This window comes from Neisseria sp. HMSC058F07, from assembly GCF_001810035.1.
GTDB lineage: Bacteria > Pseudomonadota > Gammaproteobacteria > Burkholderiales > Neisseriaceae > Neisseria > Neisseria perflava.
Window position 1 is genome coordinate 1 of the sequence record NZ_KV799674.1, and the last position, 12304, is coordinate 12304.

Sequence of the window (12304 nt, forward strand, 5' to 3'; positions counted from 1 at the left end):
CGTCTGAAATGCTCTTTCAGACGGCCTTTTGAGGTTTCTATATCTATATTTTAGTCGGCGAACTGTTTTTTCATTCGTTCGCGTCGCTCTTGCGCTTCTACGGACAATGTCGCGGTCGGACGTGCCAGCAGGCGCTTGAGGCCGATGGGTTCGCCGGTATCGGCACAGAAACCGTAATCGCCTTCGTCAATACTGCGGAGAGTCGCTTGCACTTTATTGAGAAGTTTACGCTCGCGATCGCGGGTGCGCAGTTCTAAAGCGTATTCTTCTTCTTGAGTAGCTCGGTCGGCTGGATCGGGAGCGGATTCGTGCTCTTGAAGATGGCCGGTAGTGGTGTTTGCATTTTCAATCAGTTCTTCTTGCATTTTAACCAGTAGTTCGCGGAAGAAGGCCAATTGGTCGCTGTTCATGTAGTCCTCTTCAGGACCATCCCAGTTTAAAATATCTTGTTCTGTCAGCTTTGCCATGGTGTCTGCTTTCGGTTTGTTGTTAATGATTTGGATGCTACGGGTTTGCTTTTATTGGGTTTTCTTGAATTTCCGTTTTGGAAATTGGGCGAATCATATCATGTTTTACCTATTCATTTGTTCTTTATATTTCGATTTGCACTTTTTTGCACTACCTTACGCCTAAATATATTAATACGCTTTTTAGGACGTTGTATTTTTGGTCGTTAATACCTGCTGCGCTTTCAGACGGCCTATTGAAGCAAACATAGGTTGGTTTGCTGGATAAGTTGGGGAAACCATCGGGCCAGCCACAACCATAATAAGAGTGCCAACAGACTGCCTGAAAAATCGTATCGTCCTGCGCGTAAGAAGGAAAACGGTTTGAGCAATGGCTGCAGAATTCGTTCGATGGCATAAGCCAACGGGGAATAGCGGCCCTGTATGCTGCTCACCATTCTAATAATCAGACCAATAAGTAATGTATAGGCCGCGGCTTTCAGCATATGGAGTGCGGCAAACCAGAAGTTTGCCAAAATCAGCTTATTGCTGATGGACAGCGCCGGCGAGATGAAAATAATGGCGGTACAGGCAAGGTAGTACACCAGAAAACCTGCGGGCAGGCAGTACCAATCGGTTTTCTCGCCGGATGGGAATGCTTTTTGCCAAGGTTTGGTCAGCCAGCCTGTTGCCTGTATGCTGAATTTGAGCAGGGGGTGTTCTGCTGCCAATCCTGCGTATCGGAGCAAAAAGCGCGTGATACACAGGATGGCAATAGCGTCTGCCAATAATAAGAGCAAGTCGCCGCGCATGTTCAGACGGCCTTATATTGTTGCGCCATTTCTTGCGAACGTTTGACGCAGGCTTCTACGCCCTGTTCGATGGCTTCGGCAACGTGACGGGCTTTGAAGGTTTCGATGGCTTCGTGTGTCGTGCCACCTTTGGAAGTCACGTTTTGCTGTAATTGTGCAAATGCTTCGCCGGTCTGTTCGGCCAAAGCCACTGCGCCTTTAAATGTAGCAAGGCTCAGTTCGCGTGCGTCTTGTTCGTTGAAACCTTGTGCCAAAGCCGCATTTTGGAGCGCGCCCAAAAGATAGAAAACATAGGCGGGGCCGCTGCCGCTGATGCCGGTAATATTGTGGAGTTGATCTTCCTCGTTCAGCCAAACGGTTGTACCGACAGAGCGCATGATGCCGTCGGCGGCTGTACGGTCAGCTTCTGAAACGCCTGCATCGGCAAACATACCGGATACGCCTAAACCGATTTTGGCCGGCGTATTGGGCATGATGCGCACGATACGGCGTGTGCCGCCCAGATACTGGCTGAGGGTATCGATGGACAAACCTGCCGCTACGGACAACACCAGCGCGCCATTCAAACGGATGTTTTGACAGGCTGCCTGCATGTCTTGCGGTTTAACAGCGAGAATGAGGACATCGTCCGCACTCAATTCGGGCAGGTTTTCAGAAGTGGCTACGCCCAATTCTTGTACCAGTTGCTCCCGTCTTTCGGCGCCGCGTTCGACAATGTGGACACGATAGCCGTCTTGTTTGACCAAACCGCCTGCAATGGCAGTCGCCATATTGCCGCCGCCGAGAAAATAGATATTCATATATATGTCACTCCTTTGTGATATCGATCAAGCCGTCTGAAACTGCTGTCTGCCCTGTTCAGACGGCCTATTACTTTTATTGAGGATAATGCCGCTTGCCGAAAATCGCGCTGCCGATGCGGACATGGGTTGCGCCGCATTCTACCGCGATTGGCATATCTCCGGACATCCCCATAGACAAAACATCTGCTTCGACGCCTGCCGCGTTCAACTCAGCCAACAGCCGCTGCATGGTATGAAACTGGCTGCGCAACTCATCATCGCTGCTGTCGGCCTTGGCCACACACATCAATCCGCGCACTTTAATATTCGGCAACTTGGCCACTTCAAGGGCCAGCGCAACCGCTTCAGTGGGCGCTACGCCGTGTTTTGCTTCTTCCGCGGCAATGTTCACTTCAATGCACACCTGCAACGGCGGCATTTCAGACGGCCTTTGTTCACTCAAGCGCCGCGCCGTTTTCAGACGGCCTATCGTATGCACCCAATGTGCGCGTTCGGCCACAAATTTGGTTTTATTAGACTGCACATCGCCGATAACGTGCCAAACAATATCCGGCAAATCGGCCAGCGTTTCCGTTTTTTCAAACCATTCCTGAATATAGTTCTCGCCGAAATCGCGCTGACCGGCCGCATACACTTCGCGAATATCGTCTGCTGGAAACGTCTTGCTGACCGCCACCAGCTTCACCGCATCCGCAGACCGTCCTGCAGCCTCAGCCGCCTGTTCAACCGCCCGGCATACGTCCTGATAGTTTTGTTGCAATACCGACATGGTTTTCTCCTTTAACCCGTTCATCACTCGGCATTTTGAAAATTTTACTTGGTCGAACGGATTTATCTATTTAAAATAAAGCGATTTTATTATTCTAAACCAAAACAAGGCCACATTATGCAGATTACCGACTTACTCGCGTTCGGCGTGAAAAACAAAGCCTCCGACCTCCATTTGAGTTCGGGCATTTCCCCCATGATACGCGTACACGGCGACATCCGCCGCATCAACCTGCCCGAGATGAGCTCGGAAGAAGTCGGCACCATGATTACCTCGGTCATGAACGACCACCAGCGCAAGCTCTATCAACAGGATTTTGAAGTCGATTTCTCATTTGAGCTGCCTAATGTTGCCCGTTTCCGCGTCAACGCCTTTATGACCGAACGCGGCCCGGCCGCCGTATTCCGTACCATTCCGAGCACCGTCCTGACGCTGGAAGAATTGCGTGCGCCGCGCATTTTCCAAAAAATTGCCGAAAATCCGCGCGGTTTGGTCTTGGTAACCGGCCCGACCGGTTCGGGTAAATCCACCACGCTGGCGGCGATGGTCAACTACATCAACGAAACCCAACCGGCCCACATTCTGACCATCGAAGACCCGATTGAGTTCGTCCATCAAAGCAAAAAAGCGCTCATCAACCAGCGCGAGCTGCATCAGCACACCCACAGCTTCACCAACGCCCTACGTTCCGCCCTGCGCGAAGACCCAGACGTGATTTTGATCGGTGAGATGCGCGACCCTGAAACCATCTCCCTCGCCCTGACCGCCGCCGAGACCGGCCACTTGGTTTTCGGCACGCTGCACACAACAGGCGCCGCCAAAACCATCGACCGTATTGTCGACGTATTCCCTGCAGGCGAAAAAGAAATCGTGCGCTCCATGTTGTCCGAATCCTTGCGCGCCATCATTTCCCAAACCCTGCTGAAAACCCGCGACGGCAACGGCCGCGTCGCCGCACACGAAATCCTGATTTCCACACCGGCCGTGCGCAACCTCATCCGCGAGAACAAAATCGCCCAAATCAACGCCGCCCTCCAAACCGGTCAGGCCCACGGTATGCAAACCCTCGATCAAGCCCTGCAAACCCTTGTCCGCCAAGGCACCATCAGCCCCGAGCTGGCACGCAGCAAGGCGCAAAACATCGAAAACCTCTCTGTTTTCTAAACCATACCCAGGCCGTCTGAACCCCATCATCCCGTTTTCAGACGGCCTTTGAGCCTGACCGAATACCCGTTTTAAAGAGAATCATCATGAGCGACCTCGCCCCTCTGCACGACCTGTTAAGCGAAATGGTGCAAGCCTACTCACAAAAAAACCAAGCACCGCACATCCCCACCCCGGCCGAAATCGGCACACATCTTCATCCCCTGCTCGACCGCATGTGTGAAGAGGCCGAAAAACGCAACGCGTCCGACATCTTCATCAGCGCAGGCTTTCCTCCTGCCATTAAAGTCGGCGGCACCCTCACGCCCATGCCCCACAAAGCGCTGACCGGCGCGGACACCGCCGCCATCGCCGAATCCACCATGAACCCCGACCAACTCGAAGCCTTCAACCGCGACTGGGAAATCAACTATTCCGTCCAATCGCGCAGCAACACACGCTACCGCGTCAACGCCTACCACGAGCAAGGCCGCGTCGGCATGGTATTGCGCCGCGTCAGCCAAGACATTCCCGAGATGAAAACCCTCGGTTTGCCCGAAAAGCTCCAAGAGCTTGCACTCGCGCCACGCGGCCTGCTGATCCTCGCCGGCCCGACCGGTTCGGGTAAGTCCACCACCATGGCCTCCATGCTCAACTACCGCAACCAAAAGCTGCCCGGCCATATCGTCACCATCGAAGATCCCATCGAGTTTATCTACAAACCTTGCCGCAGCATCTTCACCCAGCGCGAAATCGGCATCGATACCGACAACTGGAAAATTGCCGTTCAAAGCGCCATGCGTCAAGCACCCGATGTCGTCTGTATCGGCGAAGTCCGCAGCGAAGAAAGCATGGAATACGCCCTTCAACTGGCTCAAACCGGCCATCTGTGCGTTTTCACCATCCATGCCAGTACGGCCTCCCAAACCATCGAGCGCATTATCAACTTCTATCCGGAAGACCGCCGCCAACAGGTTTTGATGGATTTGGCGTTAAACCTCGTCGGCATCATCGGCCAACGCCTCACCATCAAGAAAAACCGCCAACGCACGGCCGTTACCGACCTCCTGCTCAACACTCCGGCCATGCAGGACTTGATTTTCAAAGGCGAATTGCTGGAAATCCGCGACCTGATGGCACGCTCCGGCAGCAACGGCATGCAGACGTTCGACCAAAACCTCTTCAACCTCTACGCACAAGGCCAAATCGAACTCAGCGAAGCCCTGCGCCAAGCGGTATCCGCCAACGATTTGCGCCTGCGCATTCAAATGCACGACGAGGGCAACAATACCGAGCGTCTCTACGACCGCATCAGCGACCTCAACCTGATGACCTAATGGCGTAAGCCAAAAAAGGCCGTCTGAACAGATGTGGAAACGAAATCAAGTATTTCCCCATATCCGTTCAGACGGCCTTATCCTATTTCAAGCATTCTGAAACCGACTGAAAATCCTGTTAAAATCCAATCATTCATCTCATAACAAATAAAACAACCCAATCATGAAAACTCCGCCGCTCAAACCTCTGATCATTGCCTCCCTGCCCGTCTTCACCAGCGTGTTCATCGCCGCCACCCTCGTTTGGCACTTCAACACGCCCAAGCTCGTCATGCCCTTCGTACTCGGCATTATTGCCGGCGGTTTAGTCGATTTGGACAACCGCCTCACAGGCCGTCTGAAAAACATCGTCATCACCGTTGCCCTGTTCACCCTCTCCTCGCTGCTTGCCCAAAGCACCATCGGCACAGGCGTTCCCTTCATCTTGGCCATGACCCTAATGACTTTCGGCTTCACCATCCTCGGCACCGTCGGCCTCAAATACCGCACCTTCGCTTTCGGTGCGCTCGCCGTCGCCACCTACACCACGCTGACCTACACACCCGAAACCTACTGGCTGACCAACCCCGTCATGATTCTGTTGGGCACTGTCCTATACAGCGTCAACACCCTGATCTTCCAAATCATCCTGCCCCACCGCCCCGTCCAAGAAACCGTCGCCAACGCCTACGACGCACTCAGCAACTACTTCGATGCCAAAGCCGACTTTTTCGATCCCGACGAAGCCGCATGGTTGGGCAACCGCCAAATCGACTTGGCCATGAGCAACACCAGCGTGATTACTGCCTTCAACCAATGCCGCGGCGCACTTTTCTACCGATTGCGCGGCCAACACCGCCATCCGCGTACCGCCAAAATGCTGCGCTACTACCTCTGTGCGCAAGACATGCACGAACGCATCAGCTCCGCCCACGTCGATTACAGCGAAATGGCCGAGCAGCTCAAAAACACCGACCTCATCTTCCGCATCCGCCGCCTGCTTGAAATGCAAGGCCAGGCGTGCCGCAACGTTGCCGCCTCCCTGCGCAACAACAAACCCTACGCATACAGCAAACGCCTTGGCCGCGCCATGGAAGGCTGCCGCCAATCCCTCAGCCATTTTGCCGAGACCCATGCCGACAATGCCAACCTCCACAATATCCGCCGTCTGCTCGACAATCTCAGCAGCGTCGATTACCAACTGCGGCAACTGCAAAACGATGCGTCCCTTGCCGAAAACGACAACGCCGACACCCGCATTGCCGCCCTTGAAAACACCAAGTTCCGCAATATCGGCGAAACCGTCCTCAGCCAGCTCAATTTCGAATCCGGCGTCTTCCGCCATGCCACCCGCCTCTCCATCGTCGTGGCCGCGGCCTGCATCATTGTCGAAATCCTCCATCTCAACCTCGGCTACTGGATTCTGCTGACCGCCCTTTTCGTCTGCCAGCCTAACTACACCGCCACCAAAAGCCGCGTGTACCAACGCATTGCCGGCACGATTCTCGGCGTGATTGTCGGTTCGCTCGTCCCCTACTTCACCCCGTCTGTTGAAACCAAGCTCTGGATTGTCATCGCCAGCACCACCCTGTTCTTCATGACCCGAAGCTACAAATACAGCTTCTCCACATTCTTCATCACCATCCAAGCCCTGACCAGCCTTTCGCTTGCCGGTTTGGACGTGTACCACGCCATGCCCATCCGCATCATCGACACCATCGTCGGTTCCGTTATCGCATGGGCCGCCGCCACCTACCTCTGGCCCGATTGGCGTTACCTCACCCTCAGCCACACCGCCGCCCAGACCATCACTGCCAACGGCCGCTATCTCGACGCCATCCTCGACCAGCTGCAAAACGGCAGCCGCGACGATGTCGACTACCGCCTTACCCGCCGCCAAGCCCACGAAAGCACCGCCGCCCTCAGCAGCACCTTATCCGACATGAGCAGCAACCCGAAAAAATACCAAGACCGCCTGCAAGACGGTTTTACCCTGCTCAAAACCAGCTATGCACTGACCGGTCACATTTCCGCGCTCGGCGCATACCGCGACCAGGTTCATCACGACGGCAGCAATACCTTCGCCCCATATGCCCGCCTGACCCACCACATCGCCGAACTCCTCAAACAAATGCCGCAGACCGAACCGGCCACCTTCGATGCAAGCATCGAAGCCATCCGACAGGAATTTGCCGATTTGGAACAGACCGACAAAGAGCAGTCCCAACAAAACCAAATCCTCAAACACCAGCTCGACCTCATCATCCGCCAGCTTGCACCGTGTTATCAGGCATTGCACAGACAGTCGGATACGCAAACCGCCTAAACCGATAACACATTTCAACAAAATAAATAAGGCCGTCTGAAACCCGATTTGGATTTCAGACGGCCTTTATTCAGCCATCGAGATTAAAACCGATTATGCGCCGCGTTTTTCCAAAGCAGCAACGGCAGGCAACTCTTTGCCTTCCAAGAACTCAAGGAACGCACCGCCACCGGTAGAGATGTAGCTGATTTGATCGGTTACTCCAAATTTGGCAATCGCCGCCAAAGTGTCGCCGCCGCCGGCAATCGAGAACGCATCGCTTTGGGCAATCGCTTCGGCCAATACTTTGGTACCGCCGGCAAATTGGTCAAACTCAAATACGCCGACCGGGCCGTTCCATACAACCGTACCGGCAGCTTTGAGCAACTCGGCCAAAGCAGCGGCGGATTTCGGGCCGATGTCCAAAATCATGTCGTCTTCGGCAACGTCGGCAATGTCTTTCACCACCGCTTCCGCATCAGCGGCAAAGGCTTTAGCGACAACCACATCGGTCGGCAGCGGAACAGAGCCGCCTTTTGCCGCCATTTTCGCCATGATTTTTTTAGATTCTTCCACCAAATCATGTTCGGCCAAAGATTTGCCGATGGCTTTGCCTTCTGCCAACAGGAAGGTATTGGCAATGCCGCCGCCGACGATGAGTTGGTCGACTTTGTCGGCCAAAGATTCGAGGATGGTCAGTTTGGTAGACACTTTGCTGCCGGCAACGATGGCAACCATCGGATGAGCCGGTTGTTTCAGGGCTTTGCCCAAAGCGTCGAGTTCGCCCGCCATCAACACGCCGGCGCAGGCAACCGGTGCAGCTTGGGCAACGGCTTCAGTTGAAGCTTGGGCGCGGTGGGCGGTACCGAATGCGTCGTTGACGAACACGTCGCACAAAGAAGCGTAGGCTTTGCCCAGCTCCAAGTCGTTTTTCTTCTCGCCTTTGTTGATGCGCACGTTTTGCAGCATCACGACATCACCGGCATTCAAGGTCGGTTTGTTTTCACGCCAGTCGTTCAATACTTTCACGTCTTTGCCCAACAGTTTGCCCAAATGCGCGGCAACAGGTGCCACATCGTCTTCAGGATGGAATTCGCCTTCGGTCGGACGGCCGAGGTGGGTCATCACGATCACAGACGCGCCGTTGTCCAAGCAGTATTTAATGGATGCGAGCGAAGCGCGGATACGGGTGTCGTCGCTGATGTTGCCGTCTTTGAACGGTACGTTCATATCGGCGCGGATCAGAACGGTTTTGCCTTGAACATTTTGTTCGGTCAGTTTCAAAAATGCCATGATGATTCCTTTGTGATGGTTGGAAACGGGAATGTTTGGGATTATCCGCGAATGAGGCGCGACGGTAAAGATTGGCAACGGCCGCGCTTGATGTGAATCAGCAGATAAAGCCGCAGGCCGTCTGAAACATTCGGCCAATCTTTCAGATTTTCCGCTATACTTTGGCGATTGATTTTCATTTTACGGATTGAACCATGTTACGCCGAATTGCTTTAATGCTTGCCTTCGCGCTGCCTGCCGCCTCATGGGCGCAGACGCTTTCTGAAACCCTGCCCAACGGTCTGAAAATCATCGTCAAAGAAGACCACCGCGCGCCTGTGGCCGTTTCGCAGATTTGGTACAAAATCGGCAGCGTGGATGAAAAACCGGGCAAAAGCGGCCTGAGCCACGCTTTGGAACACATGATGTTTAAAGGCACGAAAGACGTTCCCTCCGGTGAATTCAACCGCCGCGTGTCCGAGCTGGGCGGACAAAACAATGCCTATACCAACCGAAATGAAACGGTGTATTACGAAAACGTCGCCGCCGCCAACCTGCCCGAGATTCTGAAGCTCGAAGCCGACCGCATGCACAACCTCAACTTCAGCGACAAAGAATTCCTCAACGAGATGAACGTCATCCGTGAAGAACGCCGCCTGCGCACGGAAGACACAGCCGACGGCAAAATGTGGGAACAAGCCTATCTTGCCGCCTTTACCCAACCGTCCATGCGCGCCTCCGTCATCGGCTACATGAAAGATTTGCACACCCTAAAAGCCGACGACTTGCGCGCGTGGTACAAACAATATTACGCGCCCAACAATGCCGTATTGGTCATTGTCGGCGATGTCGATGCCAAACAAACGCTTCAGACGGCCGCCAAACTCTTTGGCGATATTCCGGCCAAAGCCCAGCCGCCGCGCAACAAACTCCATACCGAACCCTATTTGCGCAAGCCTGTTACGGTCAAAGCCACTTCTCCGGTTACACACCAGCCGCTGATTGCCATCAACTTCCGTGTGCCGAAACTCCAAAAACTCGATGACACGATGCCTTTCGCCCTCGACATCCTTTCCGATATTTTGGCAGGCAACGCGTCCAGCCGTTTTGATAAAAACCTCGTGCGCGGCAAGCAAACCGCATTGAACGCAGGAACGCATTACGACATCATCAGCCGTGAAATGCCGCTGTTCAGCGTCATGGCTATGCCTGCCGAAGGCGTGAAAACCGATACTCTGATTGCCCAGCTGCGCCAAGAAATCAAAGACATTGCCGACAACGGCGTTTCCGAAGAAGAATTGCAGCGCGTCAAAACCCAGGCAGCGGTCAGCGAAATCTACGCCAAAGACTCCATGTCTTCCCAAGCCTCCATGATGGGCCGCCTCGAAGCGCGCGGTTTCCAATATACCGACGAACAAGAAATCCACCGCCGCTTGCAGGCAGTCAGCGCGCAAGAAGTACAGGCCGCCGCCCAGATGTTGACCGACGATCGCATGAGCACCGTCATCATCGAGCCGCAAAAACCTGCCGCCGCGCCAAGCAAAAAAGCTGCCAAACGCCGATAAACATCAGGCCGTCTGAAAGCCCATACCCTTTCAGACGGCCTTAACAGAAAGCCACAACATGAAACCCACCCTGCTCGCCCTTGCCCTACTCCTGCCCTTAAGCGTCCAAGCCGCCACCGACATCCAGCGCTGGCGCAACCACGACGGCACCCAAATCCTCCTTGTCGAACGCCACGAAAACCCCATCATCGACCTTGAAGTCAGCTTCAAGGGCGCAGGCAGCGTCGCCAATCTGGACGGCAAAAGCCAAGTTGCCGAATTTACCGCCGCCCTTCTGACCGACGGCACCCAAGAACTGGACGAAGAAGCCTTCAATGCCGAAGCCGACAACATCGGCGCACAAATCAGCAGCGACAGCAATGCCGAAAGCGCATCCGCAGGCTTCCGCAGCCTCAGCAAAGCCGACATCCGCGACAAAGCCGCCAACTTGCTCAACCACTCGCTGACCCGTCCGCGCTTTGACGAAGCCGTTTTCCGCCGCCGTCAAATCCAATCCATTACCGGCTTGCAACAACAGGAAACCACCCCCGACTACACCGCCACGCGCGAACTGACCAAGCTCATCTATCCGAACCACCCCTACGGCAGCGGCGCAAACATAACCGTCGACAGCCTCAAACAAGTTAGTCTGGACGACATCCGCGCCTTCCACCGCACCCACTACGGCAAAGACAACGCCATCGTCGCCATCGTCGGCGACCTCAACCGCAAACAGGCAGAGCAACTGGTCGAGCTCGTCCTCAAAGACCTGCCGGTCAAAGCCACTGCAACCCACGCCATCCCTCCCGTTTCCAAACAAACCGCTCAACGCCGCGACATCCCCTTTGCCGGCACACAGGCACAAGTCCTGCTCGGCACCTCCCTCATCAAACGCCACGACCCCGACTATTACGCCCTCGTTGCCGGCAACTACATCCTCGGCGGCGGCGGTTTCGACAGCCGCCTCATGAAAGTTTTGCGCGACCAACACGGCTACACCTACGGCGTATACAGCAGCCTCGCCCCGGCGACAGAAGAAGGCACGTTTGCCGTTTCCTACTCCACCCAAAAGAAAAACACCAAAGCCTCACTGGCCGACACCCAAGCCGTCATTGAGCAGTTTATCGCCGAAGGCCCGACCGAAGCCGAGCTGAAACAGGCCAAAGCCAACATCGTCGGCGGCTTTCCCCTGCGCTACGACTCCAACGACAAACTGCTCAACTACCTGAGCCTGATCGGCCTCTACGACCTACCCAACGACTACTTGGAAGCCTACCCCAAAGCCATCAACAGCCTGACCGTCGAACAAGTCCGCGACGCATGGCAACGCCGCATCAAATTCAAAGACCTCAACACCGTCGTTGTCGGTGCAGAATAAAACGCTTTAAAACAACAGGCCGTCTGAAAGATTTTTCAGACAGCCTGTTTTCTTAATTATTCAAATCGTTTATGTTATCGTGATACAATCACTTGTTTTTTCAATTTTTGATCGTAAAAGGAATATATTTTATGAAAACTTACAAAATATTCAAAAATCCGACAGGTCAATATGAAGCTGTCAAACAAGGTTGGTCTTGGCCTGCATTTTTCTTTGGCGGCATCTGGGCATGCGTGAAAAAAATATGGGGCTTGGGTATCGGAATCTTTGTTGTATTTATAATTTTGAATTTAATCGCCGGTGACAATCAGGCCATGGGAAGCCTTGTCAGCGCACTTGGCTTCGGTGTAGGCATTGTACTTGGCTTACAAGGCAACAAATTGCGTGAAGGAAATCTGAGAAAACGTGGCTATCAAGAAGCGCCTAAAGTCATTCAGGCCAGCAATCCTGAAGCTGCTGTTGCACAATACATTTCTGAATACGAAAAATAAATCGGATTCTTAAAATGAAAAGGCC

The 12304-nt window shown here is 54.0% G+C and carries 11 protein-coding genes; 6 read left to right on the forward strand and 5 right to left on the reverse strand.

Annotated features, from left to right (window positions below):
* Positions 1–50: 50 nt before the first annotated feature.
* From dksA to HMPREF2696_RS03395, 4 genes are all read right to left on the reverse strand, one after another.
* Positions 51–467: an RNA polymerase-binding protein DksA gene (gene dksA / locus HMPREF2696_RS03380; protein ID WP_004519243.1), complete on the reverse strand. Its 417-nt coding sequence runs from the start codon at positions 465–467 to the stop codon at positions 51–53.
* A gap of 233 nt (positions 468–700) precedes the next feature.
* A complete protein-coding gene (locus HMPREF2696_RS03385) occupies positions 701–1258 on the reverse strand; it encodes a YggT family protein (RefSeq protein WP_004519242.1) in 558 nt (185 codons plus the stop codon).
* Between the two features lie 2 nt (positions 1259–1260).
* The gene (proC, locus tag HMPREF2696_RS03390; protein WP_004519241.1) at positions 1261–2058 is read right to left on the reverse strand and encodes a pyrroline-5-carboxylate reductase; all 798 of its coding nucleotides are present in this window, start codon (positions 2056–2058) and stop codon (positions 1261–1263) included.
* A 76-nt stretch (positions 2059–2134) separates the two neighbouring features.
* Positions 2135–2830, reverse strand: a complete 696-nt coding sequence (locus HMPREF2696_RS03395) for a YggS family pyridoxal phosphate-dependent enzyme (protein ID WP_039861911.1) — start codon at positions 2828–2830, stop codon at positions 2135–2137.
* A gap of 117 nt (positions 2831–2947) precedes the next feature.
* Here HMPREF2696_RS03395 and HMPREF2696_RS03400 point away from each other — a divergent pair, with 117 nt between their 5' ends.
* From HMPREF2696_RS03400 to yccS, 3 genes are all read left to right on the forward strand, one after another.
* The gene (locus HMPREF2696_RS03400; protein WP_004519239.1) at positions 2948–3994 is read left to right on the forward strand and encodes a type IV pilus twitching motility protein PilT; all 1047 of its coding nucleotides are present in this window, start codon (positions 2948–2950) and stop codon (positions 3992–3994) included.
* A gap of 86 nt (positions 3995–4080) precedes the next feature.
* Entirely contained in the window at positions 4081–5310 is a 1230-nt protein-coding gene (locus tag HMPREF2696_RS03405; RefSeq protein WP_039861910.1) for a PilT/PilU family type 4a pilus ATPase, read from the forward strand.
* A 163-nt stretch (positions 5311–5473) separates the two neighbouring features.
* Positions 5474–7615 carry a YccS family putative transporter gene (gene yccS, locus HMPREF2696_RS03410; RefSeq protein WP_070587821.1) on the forward strand — a complete coding sequence of 714 codons (2142 nt, stop codon included), beginning with the start codon at positions 5474–5476 and terminating at the stop codon, positions 7613–7615.
* A 93-nt stretch (positions 7616–7708) separates the two neighbouring features.
* On the opposite strand, the gene HMPREF2696_RS03415 is transcribed toward yccS, so the two are convergent.
* Positions 7709–8887: a phosphoglycerate kinase gene (locus tag HMPREF2696_RS03415; RefSeq protein WP_036493913.1), complete on the reverse strand. Its 1179-nt coding sequence runs from the start codon at positions 8885–8887 to the stop codon at positions 7709–7711.
* A gap of 194 nt (positions 8888–9081) precedes the next feature.
* On the opposite strand from HMPREF2696_RS03415, the gene HMPREF2696_RS03420 reads away from it, so the two are divergent.
* The 3 genes from HMPREF2696_RS03420 to HMPREF2696_RS03430 all read left to right on the forward strand — a co-directional run bounded on the left by HMPREF2696_RS03420 (position 9082) and on the right by HMPREF2696_RS03430 (position 12279).
* Positions 9082–10431 (forward strand): M16 family metallopeptidase, encoded by a 1350-nt coding sequence (locus HMPREF2696_RS03420; RefSeq protein WP_070587823.1) that lies wholly within the window; start codon positions 9082–9084, stop codon positions 10429–10431.
* Positions 10432–10489: 58 nt separating this feature from the next.
* Positions 10490–11788 carry a M16 family metallopeptidase gene (locus HMPREF2696_RS03425; protein ID WP_039861906.1) on the forward strand — a complete coding sequence of 433 codons (1299 nt, stop codon included), beginning with the start codon at positions 10490–10492 and terminating at the stop codon, positions 11786–11788.
* Between the two features lie 131 nt (positions 11789–11919).
* On the forward strand, positions 11920–12279 hold the full coding sequence (locus HMPREF2696_RS03430) for a DUF2628 domain-containing protein (protein WP_004519228.1): 360 nt from the start codon (positions 11920–11922) through the stop codon (positions 12277–12279).
* Positions 12280–12304 lie beyond the last annotated feature (25 nt).

What these genes read in the sequence shown, in the direction of transcription:
- yccS (WP_070587821.1), top strand. Translation starts at nt 5,474, where the DNA reads ATGAAAACTCCGCCGCTCAAACCTCTGATCATTGCCTCCCTGCCCGTC.
- HMPREF2696_RS03430 (WP_004519228.1), top strand. Translation starts at nt 11,920, where the DNA reads ATGAAAACTTACAAAATATTCAAAAATCCGACAGGTCAATATGAAGCT.
- HMPREF2696_RS03405 (WP_039861910.1), top strand. Translation starts at nt 4,081, where the DNA reads ATGAGCGACCTCGCCCCTCTGCACGACCTGTTAAGCGAAATGGTGCAA.
- HMPREF2696_RS03425 (WP_039861906.1), top strand. Translation starts at nt 10,490, where the DNA reads ATGAAACCCACCCTGCTCGCCCTTGCCCTACTCCTGCCCTTAAGCGTC.
- HMPREF2696_RS03395 (WP_039861911.1), bottom strand. Translation starts at nt 2,830, where the DNA reads ATGTCGGTATTGCAACAAAACTATCAGGACGTATGCCGGGCGGTTGAA.
- HMPREF2696_RS03385 (WP_004519242.1), bottom strand. Translation starts at nt 1,258, where the DNA reads ATGCGCGGCGACTTGCTCTTATTATTGGCAGACGCTATTGCCATCCTG.
- HMPREF2696_RS03400 (WP_004519239.1), top strand. Translation starts at nt 2,948, where the DNA reads ATGCAGATTACCGACTTACTCGCGTTCGGCGTGAAAAACAAAGCCTCC.
- HMPREF2696_RS03415 (WP_036493913.1), bottom strand. Translation starts at nt 8,887, where the DNA reads ATGGCATTTTTGAAACTGACCGAACAAAATGTTCAAGGCAAAACCGTT.
- HMPREF2696_RS03420 (WP_070587823.1), top strand. Translation starts at nt 9,082, where the DNA reads ATGTTACGCCGAATTGCTTTAATGCTTGCCTTCGCGCTGCCTGCCGCC.
- proC (WP_004519241.1), bottom strand. Translation starts at nt 2,058, where the DNA reads ATGAATATCTATTTTCTCGGCGGCGGCAATATGGCGACTGCCATTGCA.
- dksA (WP_004519243.1), bottom strand. Translation starts at nt 467, where the DNA reads ATGGCAAAGCTGACAGAACAAGATATTTTAAACTGGGATGGTCCTGAA.